Source organism: uncultured Gimesia sp. (assembly GCF_937910335.1).
In the GTDB taxonomy this organism is placed as follows: Bacteria; Planctomycetota; Planctomycetia; order Planctomycetales; family Planctomycetaceae; genus Gimesia.
On record NZ_CALEMX010000074.1, the window covers coordinates 1 to 18339 of the forward strand.

General features: G+C 45.6%; 11 protein-coding genes. 4 read left to right on the forward strand and 7 right to left on the reverse strand.

Going from position 1 to position 18339, the window contains the following annotated elements; all coding sequences use genetic code 11:
- A partial coding sequence (gene carB, locus Q0668_RS02915) for a carbamoyl-phosphate synthase large subunit (protein ID WP_298859753.1) occupies positions 1–1833 on the reverse strand: 1833 nt, incomplete at its 3' end.
- Positions 1834–2647: 814 nt separating this feature from the next.
- Between carB and amt the strand changes: the two genes are divergently transcribed.
- Positions 2648–5311 (forward strand): ammonium transporter, encoded by a 2664-nt coding sequence (amt, locus tag Q0668_RS02920; protein WP_298859755.1) that lies wholly within the window; start codon positions 2648–2650, stop codon positions 5309–5311.
- A 14-nt stretch (positions 5312–5325) separates the two neighbouring features.
- Here the strand turns inward: amt and Q0668_RS02925 are convergent, their stop codons facing one another.
- The 6 genes from Q0668_RS02925 to Q0668_RS02950 form a co-directional block, all read right to left on the reverse strand.
- Complete coding sequence (locus tag Q0668_RS02925; protein ID WP_298859757.1) at positions 5326–5784, reverse strand: hypothetical protein; 459 nt, start codon at positions 5782–5784, stop codon at positions 5326–5328.
- 88 nt (positions 5785–5872) lie between these two features.
- On the reverse strand, positions 5873–6052 hold the full coding sequence (locus tag Q0668_RS02930) for a hypothetical protein (protein WP_298859759.1): 180 nt from the start codon (positions 6050–6052) through the stop codon (positions 5873–5875).
- Between the two features lie 98 nt (positions 6053–6150).
- Positions 6151–8397, reverse strand: coding sequence for a BatA domain-containing protein (locus Q0668_RS02935; protein ID WP_298859761.1), 2247 nt, complete (start codon positions 8395–8397; stop codon positions 6151–6153).
- A gap of 21 nt (positions 8398–8418) precedes the next feature.
- Positions 8419–9324 carry a DUF58 domain-containing protein gene (locus Q0668_RS02940; protein ID WP_298859763.1) on the reverse strand — a complete coding sequence of 302 codons (906 nt, stop codon included), beginning with the start codon at positions 9322–9324 and terminating at the stop codon, positions 8419–8421.
- On the reverse strand, positions 9281–10351 hold the full coding sequence (locus tag Q0668_RS02945; protein WP_298859802.1) for a MoxR family ATPase: 1071 nt from the start codon (positions 10349–10351) through the stop codon (positions 9281–9283). The genes Q0668_RS02940 and Q0668_RS02945 overlap by 44 nt, the downstream gene beginning before the upstream one ends.
- Positions 10352–10476: 125 nt before the next feature.
- A complete protein-coding gene (locus Q0668_RS02950) occupies positions 10477–12585 on the reverse strand; it encodes an acetylxylan esterase (RefSeq protein ID WP_298859765.1) in 2109 nt (702 codons plus the stop codon).
- A gap of 348 nt (positions 12586–12933) precedes the next feature.
- On the opposite strand from Q0668_RS02950, the gene Q0668_RS02955 reads away from it, so the two are divergent.
- From Q0668_RS02955 to pyk, 3 genes are all read left to right on the forward strand, one after another.
- Positions 12934–13887 (forward strand): MoxR family ATPase, encoded by a 954-nt coding sequence (locus Q0668_RS02955; protein WP_298859767.1) that lies wholly within the window; start codon positions 12934–12936, stop codon positions 13885–13887.
- A 282-nt stretch (positions 13888–14169) separates the two neighbouring features.
- Positions 14170–16761, forward strand: coding sequence for a DUF255 domain-containing protein (locus tag Q0668_RS02960; protein WP_298859769.1), 2592 nt, complete (start codon positions 14170–14172; stop codon positions 16759–16761).
- Between the two features lie 67 nt (positions 16762–16828).
- Positions 16829–18298: a pyruvate kinase gene (gene pyk, locus Q0668_RS02965; protein WP_298859771.1), complete on the forward strand. Its 1470-nt coding sequence runs from the start codon at positions 16829–16831 to the stop codon at positions 18296–18298.
- Positions 18299–18339: the final 41 nt, after the last annotated feature.

Below are 18339 nucleotides of genomic sequence, written 5' to 3' on the forward strand. Positions count from 1 at the left end.
AACGGTTTCGGGATTCGAATTGACCATGATGCTTTCAATTCCCAACTCCTGCAATGCAAAAGAAGCCTGACAGCAGCAGTAATCGAACTCAATTCCCTGACCAATGCGATTGGGCCCCCCTCCCAAAATCATGATGCGGCGTTTGTTTTCCGGATTGGCGGGCGTTTCATCTTCCTGTTCGTAGGTGGAATAAAAGTAAGGTGTATATGCTTCGAATTCCGCGGCACATGTATCGACCTGTTTGAAAGTGGCCTCTATTCCCAGTCCCTTACGATATTGGCGGACATCCATTTCAGTTGAGTCCAGCCAGAACGCCAGTTGTTTGTCCGAATAGCCAGCCTGCTTCGCTTTTTTCATGGAAGCAAACTCCATGTCTTCTAAGCGAGAGAACTGACGAATTTCGTCTTCAAAATCGACCAGTTGTTTGATGTGATGCAAAAACCAGGGATCAATATCGCTCAATTCATGAATCTGCTCAGTCGTCAAACCGAACTTATAGGCATAGCGTACATAGAAGATGCGATCTTCATTAGGCACGGAGAGCTTGGACTGAATTTTATCTTTGGAGGGTTCCTTAGCTGTTCCCCACAGATCCTTATTACCGCCGCCCAATCCAAAATGACCAATTTCCAGTCCACGTAGTGCTTTCTGGAGCGATTCCTTAAACGTACGCCCGATGGCCATGGTTTCGCCGACCGATTTCATCTGTACGGTTAAAACAGGATCAGCATCAGGAAATTTTTCGAATGTCCATCGCGGAATTTTTGTGACGACATAATCGATCGTTGGTTCAAAGCAGGCCAATGTCTGGCGTGTAATATCATTGCGTATTTCGTCGAGATGATATCCCACAGCGAGCTTGGCAGCGATTTTAGCGATGGGAAATCCGGTTGCCTTTGATGCCAGCGCACTGGAACGGCTCACACGAGGATTCATTTCAATAATCGTCATGCGGCCTGTATCGGGGTTGATCGCAAACTGAACATTGGAGCCGCCTGTTTCAACGCCGATTTCCCTCATACAGGCGATCGTGGCATCTCGCATCAATTGATATTCTTTATCAGTCAAAGTTTGCGCTGGTGCAACGGTAATGGAGTCGCCGGTATGAACGCCCATCGGATCGAAGTTTTCGATTGCGCAAATGATGACGACATTATCCGCCTGATCGCGCATGACCTCCATCTCATATTCTTTCCATCCAAGGATGGATTCTTCCAGCAACACTTCATTGACCGGGGAGAGGGCGAGTCCACTACGAACTTTCTCTTCGAATTCCTCGCGATTGTAGGCAACTCCGCCTCCGGTTCCGCCGAGCGTATAACTGGCTCGAATAATGATCGGCAGGCCTATGTCCTCAAGAGCTATACGGGCCTCTTCCATATTATGGACAACGGAACTACGTGGACAATCTAGCCCGATTTTTGTCATGGCTACTTTGAATTGGTCTCGACTTTCCGCCTTGGCGATAACGTCTTCCTTGGCGCCGATCAGTTCGACTCCCAATTCATCGAGAATTCCTCGCCGCGCGAGATCCATGGCGGCATTCAAGCCGGTTTGTCCACCCAAGGTTGGCAGCAGGGCATCAGGCTTTTCGATTTCGATTACTTTTTTGATATATTGCCAGGTAATCGGCTCAATATATGTTCGATGAGCGGTTTCCGGATCAGTCATGATCGTGGCGGGATTGGAATTCACCAACACGACCTCATAGCCATCTTCTCGTAAGGCCTTACAAGCCTGAGTTCCGGAATAGTCAAATTCACAAGCCTGGCCAATGACAATCGGACCGGAACCTATGATCAAAATTTTATGAATATCGTCTCTTCTGGGCACTTTTTCACTTCACCTTAACAGCAAATGTTCATTAGTTTCTGGCTGCAATACGGATTTTTGCGCAAATCTTCTCAACGTTAACAAGCCAACCATAATAATCAAGGAATGCGAGCCAGAAAGTAACAGAACAGATTTGATAACGTAAACAGGCTTCTCTTCCGTACTGGAAAACGGCATGCAGACCCTTCAGCCTCATTCTAGGCCTTGATTGATTTTCTTGTTGCAAAATGGTCAGAAAATTGCATTAAGACAGGAACAAATTCGAAATCAGAAAATGGTTTATTTTAAATCTGGAACCCGAAATGGATGTCTCTTCCGTAAGATCTTCGAAGCATATTTCTCACAGATTGACTGATGAATTGCTAAACAACATATATAATTTGAGCCCAAAGTTCCGGCCAGTGAGATAGGAAAGATCTGAGGGAATGTAGCAATTTTAACATCTCGTCCCAAAACATGGTGAGTGTGTTAAGTTCCTGCCAGCAAACCTTTTTTACACCCTGGTTTATATGGAATCGATTTTTGTTCATCTAAACAAAGCGCGGGTTACTTTACACCTCAAGTACAGGCATGGCATTCAATTCGCTGCTTTCAATGAACATCAATGCGAATTTGTTAATTTAATGCCACATGTTTACTAAAAAAAACATAAGCTTCGCGTACCTGGTATTACGAGATTAAAAAGCTTTAGATTCTTGGCCTTAGATTCTTGGCCTTAGATTCTTGATGGATCAATTCAATCTGAGGGAAAAGCAATCTTGAAAGTAACAAATCGACAACAGTCGACATTCACGATTTATGAGTAGAAATAACAATGGACCTGCATCAACAAATCGATATTGTTTGGATTCTCATCTGTAGTATTTTTGTACTATTTATGCAGGCAGGATTTTGCTGTCTGGAATCTGGTTTATCCCGATCAAAAAACAGTATACATGTTGCTATTAAAAATGTGGTCGATGTCAGTACCGTCGGCATTCTTTTCTGGATATTTGGTTTCGGACTGATGTTTGGAACAACTACGGGAGGCTTGATTGGAACGTCACATTTTCCCTATATGAATTCGGGAACCGACAATTTCTTATCGGCTTTTTTCATATTCCAGCTCATGCTCTGTGTGACAGCAGCCACGATTGCATCCGGAGCGTCTGCAGAAAGAATGCGGTTCACTGCGTATGTGATACTTTCGATTGTACTGGGAGGATTGATTTACCCTGTCTTCGGGCATTGGGTTTGGACCAGTCACTTTGCAGGTAAAGCTCCCGGATGGCTAGAGTCTCTAGGCTTCAAAGATTTTAGTGGTTCAACTGTTGTGCACTCATTAGGTGCTTGGGCAGCATTGGCATCCGTTGTGATCATTGGCCCTCGCATTGGAAGATTCGACAAAAAACAAAGCGCACGCAAATTCAAAGGTCATAACCTGACATTGGCAACAATGGGTGTGTTTATTCTTTGGATTGGTTGGTTTGGCTTCAACGGTGGTAGCGAATTTGGGTTCACATCGCATGTTCCATCAATCCTGATCAATACATTTCTTGCTTCGGCCTTTGGTGCATCCACCATGTTGATCTGGCAATTCTATCAACGTAAGAATATTGAGATTGAAAATATTCTGAATGGCCTTTTGGCAGGGCTTGTCGCCAGTAGCGCCAGTTGCGATGTGATTTCACACATCTCCGCAGCAATGATCGGCATCGTCGCTGCCATTGTAATGGAATGCGGCACCTGGCTATTAGAGCGATATCAGCTGGACGATACCATAGGCGTAATCCCAGTGCATGGGTTTGCCGGTGTTTGGGGAACGCTTGCTGTTGCACTTTTTGTACCAGCAGAATTTCTCACTCAGACACGATTTCAACAATTTTCAATCCAATTATTAGGCTGTGTCGTTTGTTTCATCTGGTGTTTTTCATTCTGTTGGGTCACATTACGAGTCGCGAGTAAATTCGTTCGTCTCAGAGCGACTCCCGAGGAAGAGGAAATCGGCCTGAATATGGCTGAACACGGTGCGACAACAGAAATGTATGATCTACTCAGTTCAATGGAACACCATATTCAGGGCGATTCCAGTCCCATCCAGGATCTTGATGAACATAGTGACGTCGGATTAATTGCTAAACAATATAACCGTGTCTCTGAAATTCGAGACCAGGCGCTCAATGAACTCAAGGATAGGACTGACAACCTGGAAACAGCTCGTGGAGAACTGGAAGAAAAAGCTTCACGCTTGAAAAAGGCCAACAAGGACGCAGAGACAGCATCGCGTGCCAAAAGTGAGTTCCTGGCAAATATGAGCCACGAAATACGAACTCCGATGACCGCGGTAATGGGTTACACGGATTTACTGATTGAAGAAAGCTGGTGTCGACCGGCCAGTTTGAAATTACTTGATGTTATTAAGAGAAATGGAAATTATTTACTCGACCTCATCAATGATATTCTCGACCTTTCTAAAATTGAATCGGGAAAACTGACGATCGAAACAATTGACTTTTGCCTGATTGAGAAACTGAATGAAGTTCAATCATTAATGAGCGTTCGCGCAGAAATCCAGGAACTTCAATTCGATCTCGCATTCAATGGAAAGATACCTGATCGGGTTAAAAGTGATCCAACTCGACTCAAACAGATACTGATCAATCTAGTAGGTAATGCCATCAAATTCACACCTGATGGCGGAAAAGTGTTATTGGAAACTTCATTTCTCAATTCAGAATCTGACAAGCCAATGATACAGTTCAAAATTCAGGATACTGGGATTGGCATGACGTCAGATCAAATAAAGAATTTGTATCAACCTTTTGTTCAAGCAGACTCTTCCACAACGCGTAAATTCGGTGGTACAGGGCTGGGCTTAGCCATCAGTAAAAGACTCTCCGAAATGCTGGGCGGCGCTCTGGTTTGCGAAAGCGTTCCTGATGAAGGAACGACATTCATTCTGACAATCACTATCGGTGACCTGGAATCCATCCAGTTTCATGAAGATCCGCTGGCTGCGATGAAAGCAATTTCGGTCAGCAACCAAGAGAAAACTCCTGCCTCAGGGGCCTCCAGGGAAAAACTGAAAGGCAGCTGTAGTGTACTACTCGCAGAAGATGGTCCCGATAATCAACGATTGATCAGCACATTACTGAAAAAAGAGGGAGCAAAAGTGATGCTGGCGGAAAATGGAGAAATTGCTGTCAGACGTGCAATGGATGCGCTGGAGAATGGAAAACCTTTCGATGTTGTTTTGATGGACATGTCGATGCCCGTTTTGGACGGTTATGGTGCCACCAGAATGTTGCGAGAATCGGGATATGAATTGCCAATTATTGCATTGACGGCCCATGCCATGAGCGGTGATCGCGAAAAATGCGTTGCAGCAGGTTGCAATGATTATACAACAAAACCTATTAATCGAGAGAAACTCAGAGAGATCGTGCATACTTATCAGACTGTGACTGTGGAAGAAGCTCTGATTGAAACGGAAGTTTAAACGAGCAACTTTGTTTATCTTATGAGATCACGGTTTAGTTTTAAAAATTCATCAGCCCAAAAGTATCCGTCCAACAATCCTTCCGTATTATAACCCATTAATTGGTAGGCAATAAAAATCGCTTCGATGGTCGCCAAGCCGATTGCGGGATCATCAAACTGCTTGGAAACGCGCGGGTAAGCGGTTTTCCAGATTGGCAAGCTACGCACGGGGAGCTCTTCGTATGCAGGTTCCATTTTTTCTGCCAATCGCCAGGTACCATCCAAAACCAGCAGTCCTGAAGCAGCGTCCGCTTCACTGATCTGTGGACCTTCCATTCCCAATCGGACATATCCAGTCAATTTGTCAGGCTCTTTTCTCGGATACTTCCAGAATAGAAAATCACTTCGTGCGCGCAACGGCTGTACCGTACATTTACTTTTTCGTTCCTTGGGATGAACAACAATGATTGTAGGAGGTTGCGAAATAGACACGATGAAGACTTTATGGTGCGATACGAACTCTAATCAATGAAAGACAAGTTTTCTTGAGATATCTCTCTAGCGTTAATAATTTAATGACTCAGGAAGCTTCCTGAATTTTTTTAATGGCCTGCTCGTGAGTGGCGATCTCCTGCTCAAGATTTTTTACTTCCTGAGGATCGTCCATTTGTTCTTTCGCTCCTGTTAAACGCTGACGCAACTTTAGAATTTTTTGACGCGCCACGTCAATTTGTTTTTTCTGTTTCTTGTTCAAACTCATTGCTGTATGGTTTTCCTCTCATTTAAGACACGGATCATGCTCTCCGGTTGAATATTATACTATATCAGGTTCTCTGATTGTAGACTCACCATGAATCATCATTGGAAAAAGAAGCTCAGACAACTCAGGAACATTACCGCTAGAAACGAAAGTGCGCCGATGGAAAAACGCCACAGTAATAACTGTTCTACTACAATCAATGCTAAAACGGTAAACAGCAGGATTTCAGAAAAACCGGCATGCGATGTTCGATCAGCAGACAATTCGTTCGATACACTTGCAGTGCCAGATTGTCTGCGAAAATATTCTGGTGGAATGAGTTGTGGCCCGATATGTTTCAAATCACTTTCCCGCGGAGAAACATTGACTGCATAAAGTGTTTTCTCTAAAGCAGACTTTTCCCAGTCCAGCTCATAAATTCCGGATTGGAATGTCTGATTGAAAGTAATCGTTCTAGAGTCAGTGTTTCTGTCGAGTGCACTTTGTAATGGAAATTCTTTTTGGTCAGGTGCAATCATTTTCGGAGAAAAAGCAATTTGATTCTCAAGCGTCATGATTTCCAATGGTTGACCAATCTGAGCATCGCGTCGACCCCATTTTCCAGTGGATACATAAAGCACCAGTTCGTTCATCAGAGGAGGAAAACTCGGCCAGATCGCCCACGTACCCCACTGGCGGTCTAATGACGTTGTGATCAGAACGACCTTGCCGCGTCCCAATGTGCGCTCTACGATCGCAGGGTCATTCGTGTCATAATTTAAAATCAAACGCGTATGGGGATCGGGAAGAACCTCGGCCTGGAAATATTCATACAAATGTGTCGTTTCCAGACCGGCATCCGGGTTTCCTTTGAAAATTTCGATGACCGGATGTTGATATTTTAAAGGATCAAATTCAAACAGAGTGGTATGTTTTTGAGCGTCACCTTGACGGTTTAATAATTTTAAAGGGATTAGTCCGGACTTTGGCTGGAAAAGAGTCTGATTGTAATTATCCACATTGACTTGTGCTCCCAGACTGAGAATCAATCCCCCTCCACTCTTTACATAAGATTTTAACAAATCCCGTTCGTTTTCAGTAAACAAAGCCACGTCACAAATTACGACGGCGTCATAAAGGCTTAATTCAGTATTGGAGAGCTCACCTTCGCTGATCACCTGTGGTTTGATGATCCCTTGCCACGGCTGTTCCTTCAACGAGGGGGACAATGCCAGCTTAAGATAATCGGTCGCCTTTCCCATCGAGTCGCCGGATTGTCTGCCATTTACCAGTAGGACGTGGATGTCTTTTTTGACAGGCATCACTTTCCAACGACGATTATCCAAAGGCAGCAGATCCTCTGCGAGTCTGACTTCCAGACGATGGTCTCCAATTCTTGTAAATTGATGTGTGAATTCAGTTTGCGTATCGGCATTAGCGGGGAGATTCACCAGTTTTTGATTGATAAGTTGACCATCGACCAACAATTGCACATTGACATTCTCCTGACTCAACTCACTGAAATTATGCAGTGTGATTCCCAGTCGAACCGGTTGATTCAATGTGGCAAAAACAGACTTGCTGGAAAAGTCAATAATAGCCAGATTGGGTTCTTTTGTGAGGCCAACATCTTTTAATATGAGAGTCGACTTTTTTGAAATCGCTTCCATTAAAGATCGAATTCTTGTACTACTCTGATCCGTTTGTCGCGATGACCAGCTTCGTGACTGAAAATCACTGATCACAATCACTTCCTTCTGCGCCAGCTCTTGTGCCTGTCCTAAAAATTCCAGAGCCGTCTGCAGCGACTGCTCCACGTTTCCGAATTCTTCCGTGGGACGCATGCGGGCAATTTCATCTATGACATAGGTCTGCTGGCGGGAAGGTCGCGAAATTAATGTTTGTGGGGAAGAATTTGATATTTGAATTAACTGAAAGGCATCTCCCGGATTTGACCTCGAAACCTGAGCGGTTGCCAGTTCTTTTGCTTCTTCGAACAACGATTGAACTTCACCTTTCCAGCGCATACTGAAAGAGGCGTCGATCACGAAAATACGATGCACGGGAGCGGCTGATTCAACGAAAGCCCCTTGTACAGACCAATAGGGACGCGAAAAAGCAATGGCCAACAACAACAAAATCAGACAGCGAACCAGCAGGACAAGTAACTGTTCAAATCTGACACGTCGCGAATATTTTTTTGTGGCAATCAGCAAAAATTTCATTGCCGCCCACTCGGTCTCAATAAACTTTCGCTTATGCAGCAAATGGATCAGAACCGGTATGCCAGCAGTCAATAATCCAGCCAATAACCAGGGGCTGGCAAATCCAAATGCAAAGACGGGGGTAATTAATATATCGGTCATATGCTTGAAGTTCAGAAAATTCTAAGATCTAATTCGAGTCTGTCGTTGTGACAAAAAGGCAGATAAAGCAATATCCAGTGATTGATCGGTGCGGATCAGGGCATAATCCATTTTTAAGTCTCGACTCCCACGCTGTACGTTTTTTAAAAACTTCTCAAATTCGGCCTGATACGCTTTCTTCAGCGAGCGGGGTTCCGCCATCTGTTCGGGCTGGTTTTCCAGACCGCGGAACAGGACCGGCTCTTGAAATGGAAAATCCTGCTCTGCGGGATCAATGACCTGTAATAGACTGACATCATGTTTTCGATGCCGAAAATGTTTTAATCCCAGCATGACGGAATCGAGATCATCAAACAGATCGCTGATAATAATTATTAAACTGCGGCGAGAAATTCTTTCAGCCAATTCATGAAAAACCTTACCTAAGCCTGACTCTCCTGCAGGCTCTGTATGTTCCAGAGTGTAATGAATCTGTTTTAAATGAGTAGGCTGACTTGCAGGTCTGAGAAAATCGACTATTTGATTATTGATGGTACACAGCCCGGCTGCATCTTGCTGTTTGATGACCACATATGCCAGAGCGGCTGCCACCAACCGACCATAATCCCACTTCGAAAGGGCGGCATTTTCTGAACGGTATCGCATGGACTCGCTGCAGTCGAGCAAGAGATAACAGGTGAAATTCGTCTCGGCTTCATACTGTTTCAGATAATAGCGATCTGACTTGGCATAAACCTTCCAGTCAACATAACGTAAATCATCACCAGAGGCATATTCTCGATGTTGTGCAAACTCTGCAGAAAAGCCGTGAAAGGGACTCTTGTGGGAGCCCGAGACATAGCCTTCCACAATCTGCCTCGCTGCAAGATCCAGATTCTGAACTTTAGCGAGCGTCTGTGGATCTAAATACTTGCGGTAATCGTTCATCACGTTTTTCCTGAGAGGAATCCACAGAAATGAGTTGTATCAATCGGTCTACAATCTTATCAGGAGTCATTCCCTCAGCTTCTGCGTTGAAATTGGTGATGATGCGGTGTCTTAAAACAGGATGTGCCACTGCTCGCACATCGTCCGTACTCACATACATCCGTCCGTGTAGAATGGCCCGCGCTTTCGCCCCCAGGATCAAATTCTGACTGGCACGTGGCCCAGCGCCCCAACTGACAAACTCGCGTATGAAGTCGGGGATATCATCAGAGTTCGAATCATCGCCTTGCAGGACGCGTGTCATACGGGCAAATTGCATGGCATAGCGGATAATATGATCCGCCACCGGTACTTTTCGAACGAGAGACTGAAATGATAACAGCTCATCCATCTCCAGCACTTTTTTAACAGAATAGGAATCGTCAGACGTCGTCTGCCGCACGATGGCAAATTCTTCCTCTTCGCTCGGGTAATCGACTTTAATCTCAAACATGAAGCGATCCAGTTGCGCTTCAGGCAGTGGATACGTTCCCTCCTGTTCAATCGGATTTTGAGTTGCCAGTACAAAAAAGGGAACAGGCAGTTTGTGTTTTCGGCCTCCTGCAGTGACCTGATGTTCCTGCATTGCTTCCAGCAAAGCGGCTTGCGTTTTGGGAGGTGTCCGGTTGATTTCATCGGCGAGTACCACATTCGAAAACACAGGACCTGGCAGAAATTTGAAATCACGATTGCCGGTACTTTTATCTTCCTGAATGACATCGGTTCCTGTAATGTCAGCCGGCATTAAATCGGGTGTAAACTGCACGCGGTTGAAAGTCAGATTCAATGTATCCGCCAGGGTATGCACGATTAATGTTTTCGCCAGACCAGGTACACCTACCAGTAGGCTATGACCGCCGGCTAACAGAGAGATCATTAACTCTTCAACTACCTGATGCTGACCGATAATCACTCGGTTCACTTCCTGCATCAGTTGCTCATATGCCTGATTTAATTTTTCAACGGCTTCCAGATCGGAAGATTCCATCGTAGGGTCGCTGCTCACGATATTGCCAGTTTCTTGTTCGAAGAAAAGAAAAATGCCCCCTCATTGTGGGTACCACCATTGTGACGGGCCACTACCCGTCGATGCAAGGCTCTTTGGCATTGTTCTTAACTGTCAGCGCCTTTTGCTCCCCAGGGAGAAATTTGCGTAAGTCCTTTGGAAACTTTTAGTTCGGCATAGCAATCAGGCATATCAAAGGTCGTTAATACGTTCGGGATCAACGTAGATAAAGGCCAGTCATAATGTTCTGTCTCTGCAATCTCACTGAAGGATGTCAGTGCATTTTTCAGCGTTACCCGTTTCACCTGTGGCGAAAACAGGGCGGCAAAAGTCGCCGGTAATGCCCCCCAGCCTCGACCGATCAAGTGAATGTCAGTATGTCCATTTGCGGAGAGCCAGTTGAGTACTCGTAGAACGTCAAACGTCTTTTGGCCGAGATAGGGATCATCCAACATCACGGCATGCGCTGCATAAAAATAATCACTACCATATGGTGTAAAGAATGAATTAGGGCTTGTCGTATCGGGCAGTGATTCCCCAATTCCACGCACATCACATGTATAAAGGACGCGTCCTTTTTCCTGGCTGGCCTTCTTTAAAAGTGGTTCCTCTTTCAGTTCCGTATCAGAGGAAACGTGTGAAATATATAACGTCGCCTGTTTGCCTGCATCCTGAGGTGGACGGGAATAAAGTCGCTCATCAGAAACCCGATAGACGATCGCCTGAATACCAGGCTCCGTTTCAATGGCATAAGTAATGGTGTTTTTGAGGGGATAATTTTTGCCTCCCCGGTTTCGCAAGATGCGGTAATCGGGAGTGCCCTCTACATGTTTCAACCGCAGTGTTTCTGCGACCGCCGACATGAGGGCTGCGCCAGATTTTGGTTTGCGTTGTTTTGCCAGTTCCTGAGATCGATGAGCCGTAAAATGATGAATTGGCTTGGAGCCAACGTCGGCCACTGATCCTTTGGGAGTACACCAGAGTGTTTCATCTTTCTCTATGGTGAGTTCCGGCTCTTTTGTTTCGTCAGAAATTCCGCTTGCCAGATTAAACCATTCATACATGGCCTCTCGATTTTCCTGCGAATAACCATGATAGGTTGGTCCCACAAAATGTGAAACATTTTCTGCCTTGCCTAGAAGTTTATAAAGCCGTTTCAATCGCAGATAGGCCTCGCGCGCACCACGTACATCAAAATAATCCCGTTCCTTACTCAAAATTCGAACAGGGTTCGGAGCCTGCGCTGCTAAAAAGTCGGCATGGTCCAGTTCCAGAGCTAATACTTTCGGCGGACATTGTTCCGTGTCCGCAGGAAGTTCGTTTTCCATATTCCGCCGGAATGTTGTGACAAAACAACTGGGCGCTGCCATCGTCCACCGCGGTTCGACTCCACATAACCAGGTAGTCATCGTTCCGCCTCCGGAATTACCGGTGACACCAACCCGTTTAGGATCGACTTCTTTGCGGGTTAACAGATAATCCAATGCGCGAATCCCATCCCAGGCGCGCCACATCGCCAGATTTTCGCCAACCAGATATTGTTGGTTGCCGCCATGCAGATGCTCGCGAACGCCGACGCCAATTGTTGATTTCAGATCGTCACCACTGTATTGAACTCGCTCACCCTGGCCGATCGGGTCATAAATGAGAACGACGTATCCCTTTTTGGCCAGTCCCTGTGAAAACGACTGATAAGCAGTTTCTGCTTTGCCATTGTGCGAGTGGCCACAAGTCCCCACGACAGCCGGTGCCGGTTGTTTGATGTCTTTCGGAAGATAAAGATTCGCGGTCACAAGAAAACCAGGGCGGCTTTCAAACGTAATGTTTTTAATGGTGTATGTGTTACGGTCAGTCGTTTTCGTTATACGGGCATTTAAAGCAGTGCGTTCGGGGTTAGGACCAAAGGCTTCCCGAATTCGTTTTTGCACGAAACGCACATATTCCTCAGCATCGGCTTTGGTTTTTAAAGCATCCAGTCGCTGGATCGTTTTGGCTTCCTGCGCTCTGACCCTGCGAACAAAGTATTCCTGTACCATTCGCGGGAAACGATTCAATGCTTCCGGTTTTGGATGAGATGCAGTAGGGGCGGCCGACAGTTCCTGAATCACTAAGTTCTCTAACAAACTTAAGCCAGCCAGGCCAATCCCTCCTCTTTGTATAAAAGAACGCCGAGAGAGATCCTCGAACCGGTCAATCGACTGTTTTGAGTCCGACATAATGAATCATCCTGATGAAAATTAAATAATAATGATAAAATAATTGAAGAACGGTCTCGCTTCAATCCATAGAATTCAACACGCCGAAACAGGGTATACAGATTCAAATAATGCTGGCTACATGTGTTGATTGTTCTTGAATCTTGGTTTTCTTTACAATTAGCTTCTCTATAATGGAATTCATTCACACAATTGTACAGAATTATTTTACCTGTTTTTGCATTATTCCATAACAGCTAAGAATCTGTGAATTGAAATGAATGGTAGATTCCTGTAATTCTGAACCTTTTTAGAACGATTGTGCTCCCCGCTGCATCAGTAGACATTCCCTTCAGAAATGGATCATAAATGGAAGTTCGTACCCAGCAAGAGACAGCAAGTCTGGTCAAGACCCTTCACGAAAATATTTCCAGCGTCCTTATAGGCAAGCCGGAAGTGGTACAGCTCGCAATCGTCACATTATTAGCGGAAGGCCATATTCTGATCGAAGATGCGCCGGGTGTTGGGAAAACATCATTGGCGAAAGCCATTGCCAAGAGTTTGGATTGTAATTACACACGGGTTCAGTTCACACCAGACATGCTGCCATCGGATATCCTGGGATCGAATGTCTTTCTTCCTAATCTTGGCGAATTCGAATTCCGGAAAGGCCCGATCTTTTCCAATGTACTTCTAGCTGATGAAATTAATCGCACGCCTCCTCGCACTCAAAGTGCACTGTTAGAAGCAATGAATGAAGGGCAGGTGAGTGTAGAAGGACAAACAATTACATTGCAACCTCCGTTCTTTGTTTTAGCGACTCAAAATCCATTTGAATTTGAAGGAACATACCCTTTACCGGAAAATCAACTTGATCGTTTCATGATGTGTATTGATATTGGATATCCGGAACGATCGACTGAACGCGAAGTTCTGATCCAGCATCGCTCAGGCGAACCTGTGAATACACTACAGCCTGTGCTGACGATCAAGCAATTAAGGGTACTGCAACAAGCCGTCAGCGATGTACGAATCGATGACGCTTTGACGGATTACATTTTGGAAATTGTAGATATCACTCGTAATCATCCCGAACTCACGCTGGGTGTCAGCACACGTGGAGCCATTACATACTCACATGCTGCCCAAGGCAAGGCATTGACTGAAGGGCGAGACTATGTCACCCCGGATGATATCAAGGAGTTGGCAGTGCCTGTGTTAGCACATCGTGTCATTACTAAATCACTGGTACGGGAAAATCAACGAGCGCGTGCCAGTGAAATCATACGACAGATTCTGCAACAGGCTGCGGTTCCAGGATAAAATAGGGGTTCCACTTTCTTCAGAAACGTGTGGTATCACACTGAAATGTTCCGGTTCTTCCAATATTAAATAGTCGTCAGTATCAGTATAAGATAAGATACCCTAACCCGCCGTCGGTAAAGTCGTAGTTCGACAAGCCGCCAGAAACCTGAAATGTATTACCGGGCTATGAGCCATCTGCCCGCACCTGGAGGAACAAAAATGGATTTGAACCAAAAATCAAACTGGTGGTTCGCCCTGATTCTTAGCACTTTTTTCATTAGCTCCCACTGGAGCCAGCAAATGTTATCTGCCAATGATGATTCTAAGAAGGCGTCGAAACAAAATGCATCAGAGTCGACAGATACAAAATTAAGTGACTCAAAAAAAGAATCACCCCAATTTACAAACAGGCTCGCGAAAGAGACCAGTCCCTACCTTCTCCTGCACAAGCATAACCCGGTAGACTGGTATCCCTGGGGCCCTGCCGCATTTGAAAAAGCAAAAAAAGAAAACAAAATCATCTTTCTCTCAATTGGGTACAGCAGCTGTTACTGGTGCCATGTGATGGAACGTCTGGTTTTTGAAAATCCCAAAATCGCTGAATATATGAACAAGCATTTCGTGAATATTAAGGTCGATCGCGAAGAGCGGCCTGATATCGATGATATTTATATGACTTCGTTAAGTGTTTATTTTCACCTCATTGGCGCACCCGGGAATGGTGGCTGGCCTTTATCGATGTTTTTAACTCCGGATCGAGAACCGTTTGCCGGAGGTACCTACTTCCCTCCCACGGATGAGGGAGGCCGAATGAGCTTCCCGCGCGTCTTGCAACGCGTGCATGAACTCTGGACAGAAGACAAAAAACAAGTCAGTCAGAGTGCAACCATCATTGCTCGTGAAGTAGCACGCCTGCAAAAAGAAGAAGCGGCAGCGGAACCAGTTCTGATCGAAAGTAAACTGGTCAAAGCGGGAGTCAGGTCGGTCAATGCCAGCTATGATGCGGAATTCGGCGGAATTGATTTTTCTAAAGTCAGTCCGAACTCACCTAAGTTTCCGACTTCATCCAAACTCGTGTTGTTGCAGTATGACATCCAGTCTTCTGCCAGTGATGCGACGTCAGCAGAGTCTGCCAAAGTCCTGTATCATACACTCACTGCGATGGCTAACGGTGGGATCTATGATCATCTGGGAGGTGGCTTTCATCGTTACAGTACTGACCGTTACTGGCACGTTCCTCACTTTGAAAAAATGCTCTATGATAACGGGCAACTGGCTTCGCTTTACGCAAATGCTTTTGCTCAAACAGGCAATGTTCAATATAAAAACGTTACCGAAGGAATTATTGACTTCGTTCTCCGCGAATTGACGGATTCTCAAGGAGGATTTTATTCCGCCCTTGATGCCGAAACCGATGGCATTGAAGGTGAGAATTATGCCTGGTCTCAGGATGAACTCAAAACCACTCTTGGTGATGATTATACTTTGTTTGCCGAATTCTACGGCTTAAACGAGCCTTCCCGCTTCGAACACGGCTATGTGTTACATCGCGTCATATCGTTAGAGGAATTTGCCAAAAAGAAGAAAACAACTCCTGCAGCACTCGAGACCAAATTCGCGGCGATGCGACAAAAACTGCACACCATTCGTAATAAAAGAAAGCCGCTTTTAAAAGATGATAAAATTCTGACCAGCTGGAATGGTTTGATGATTGAAGGGATGGCGACAGCCGGTCGAGTGTTGAAACGTCCCGAATACACCGCGGCTGCTGAAAAAGCAGCGCAGTTTATTCTCGATAACATGCGCGATGAACAAGGTCACTTGTATCGCAGCTATCGTTCAGGGCAGGCACGACTGAATGCGTATCTGGATGACTATGCGTTTCTCGTGCGAGGTTTACTGGCCTTATATCAGACGACAGACAAACAGCAATGGCTGGATCAAGCCCGTCAATTAACGGATTTGCAGATCGAGCTGTTCTGGGATCAGAAAGAGCATGGCTTCTTTTTTACCACGCATGACCACGAAAAATTAATTGCACGCACAAAAAATGCATACGATTCTGCAATTCCGTCCGGTAACAGCATCAGCACCCGAAATCTGATTCTCTTATCCGAACTGACTAAAGAACCGAAATATCACAAATACGCTAACCAGACCCTGCAATTGTTTGGAAGAATCATCAAACGTTATCCCGGGCGCTGTGCCCAACTGGTGCAGGCGGTTGGTGAATCGCTCGCATCTACCGACGACGGAAAACAATCAGCAATTTCCTCCCCCGCAGATGATTTCACACCAATTGACGAATTCAGATTAGTGCAAGCATCTCAATTTCAATCAATTGAAAATTCGGAACAATTAGCGGCTGTAAATCCCGGTGTGGAATTACTTCTCGCTGCCGGTTTAGGCCAGACAAGCCAAAAGAAAAAACTGGTCTCCGCTAAAGCTTATCTCTCCGTCGATAAATTGCCGGCTGGCAAAATCTGTCAGGTTGCGATTGTGTTGAACATAGAAAAAGGCTGGCACATCAACACGAATCCTTCCAGCCCCGATTTTCTGGTTCCCACCACGTTTACCATTAAGTCAAATCAGAACGTGAAATTATCCAAGGTCAAATATCCCGCCGGTCATGCCTTTGAGGTGGAAAATTTCGATCAACCGCTCCAGGTTTATGAAAAACAGGTCGTCATTCGCGGTATATTAGAAATTCCCGCCGAGGCGGGTGGAAAAGAGGAGCAGCTCGAACTCAATGTAAAATACCAAGCTTGTAATGATAAGACCTGTATTCGCCCGACGACAGTCAGTCTAAAGGGAAAGTTTCGGGTTGCAAAACCCGGTGAACCAATTAAACAAATGAATCAGCAATGGTTTCAACCCAGTCTGAAAAATTGAGTTTGTGTTCTTCATTTCAAAGTGCGGTAGATAAATGATGGTAATCAAAAAAAACTTCTAAAGGTTCATGATGAGCGAAAATCAGTATGAAGAACAGCCGCTGGTAAAAACCAAAATCATAGCCACAGTCGGCCCCGCTTCCGATTCACATGACATGCTGGGCCGCCTGATTAAAGCCGGCGTCGATTTATTTCGATTGAATTTTGCACATGGAGGCCATGAAAAGCTGGCAGAGATTGTTAAAAATATCCATGAAATTTCGGAGGAATCAGGAATACCAATTGGAATTCTAGGTGATTTATCCGGTCCCAAAATTCGACTGGGGGTTTTGCCAGGTGGCGAAATCAAATGTCATCAAAATATGAATTTCCGCTTCATTCGAGGTCTGGAAACGAATAACCCGCAAGAATTAACGTGCACCTATGAGCCTTTGATCGAAGATCTTCGTGTTGGTGACCCGATACTTTTGGCCGATGGTATGGTCGCCATGCGCGTGGTTGAAAAATCAGCCGATGGGTCGTTTGTTGAGTGTATCGTAGAGCGGGAAGGCATCATTCGCAGTAAACAGGGAGTGAATCTGCCCGGCGTTCAACTCAGCACGCCGAGTCTGACAGAAAAAGACCTCAGAGACCTCGCCTGGGCAGTAGAACATGGACTTGATTATATCGGCTTGAGCTTTGTCCGATCTGCAGATGATATCAAACATCTGAATGAAGAAATCGACAAGCTGAATCCCGTTGACCGTCCACAAATTGTAGCCAAAATTGAAAAAATTGAAGCCGTCAGCGATATCGAACAAATACTCAAGCTAACCGATGCGGTCATGGTGGCACGCGGTGATCTAGGTGTTGAAGTTGATATCGAACGCGTTCCCATCATTCAAAAACGCATCATTCATCTCTGCAATCAATCCCGAGTGCCAGTCATCACTGCCACGCAAATGCTCGATAGTATGCAGTTTAATACGTTTCCGACACGCGCAGAAGCCAGTGATGTGGCCAACGCTGTTCTAGATGGCAGTGATGCAGTCATGCTTTCCGGAGAAACCGCGGTGGGCGTCAGTCCCCTGGCAGCTGTGGAAATGATGAGCCGTATCGTGCGAGAAGCGGCCCGAATTCTCTCTTCTAATCTTCACTCGGAAGAAACGACCAGCAATCGCCGCCTGCATGCCCGCGAAGTCACAGAAGCGGTCACACTAGGGGCCGGTATCACAGCGGAAAAACTCGACGCGGATTTAATGGTGACCTGCACACACGAAGGCAAAACGGCGATGGCGCTTTCCAAGCAGCGTCGGACCGTCCCTACAATTGCCTTAACCGATAGACCAGCGACCGCACGCCGCATGACCCTGTATTGGGGAGTCACTTCACTCCTGACAGACGTGGTTGATAAATCACCTCAGGAGATACTCAGATATATTACCAGTTATGGCAAAAAAAATGGTTTCCTCACCACGGGCAGCCAGATTGTTTTGATTTCTGGAACCGACTGGACTTCCTTAGGGCATGACATGCTCCTGGTCCACGAAGTCAAATAACTTTTAAGAAACCGAATATCGGCCGAGGCAATGATGCAGCG

Bases quoted from the DNA above. Each gene is read 5' to 3' on its own strand.
- Q0668_RS02955 (WP_298859767.1), top strand. From the start codon at position 12,934: ATGGAAGTTCGTACCCAGCAAGAGACAGCAAGTCTGGTCAAGACCCTT.
- Q0668_RS02930 (WP_298859759.1), bottom strand. From the start codon at position 6,052: ATGAGTTTGAACAAGAAACAGAAAAAACAAATTGACGTGGCGCGTCAA.
- Q0668_RS02940 (WP_298859763.1), bottom strand. From the start codon at position 9,324: ATGAACGATTACCGCAAGTATTTAGATCCACAGACGCTCGCTAAAGTT.
- Q0668_RS02960 (WP_298859769.1), top strand. From the start codon at position 14,170: ATGTTATCTGCCAATGATGATTCTAAGAAGGCGTCGAAACAAAATGCA.
- pyk (WP_298859771.1), top strand. From the start codon at position 16,829: ATGATGAGCGAAAATCAGTATGAAGAACAGCCGCTGGTAAAAACCAAA.
- amt (WP_298859755.1), top strand. From the start codon at position 2,648: ATGGACCTGCATCAACAAATCGATATTGTTTGGATTCTCATCTGTAGT.
- Q0668_RS02945 (WP_298859802.1), bottom strand. From the start codon at position 10,351: ATGGAATCTTCCGATCTGGAAGCCGTTGAAAAATTAAATCAGGCATAT.
- Q0668_RS02935 (WP_298859761.1), bottom strand. From the start codon at position 8,397: ATGACCGATATATTAATTACCCCCGTCTTTGCATTTGGATTTGCCAGC.
- Q0668_RS02950 (WP_298859765.1), bottom strand. From the start codon at position 12,585: ATGTCGGACTCAAAACAGTCGATTGACCGGTTCGAGGATCTCTCTCGG.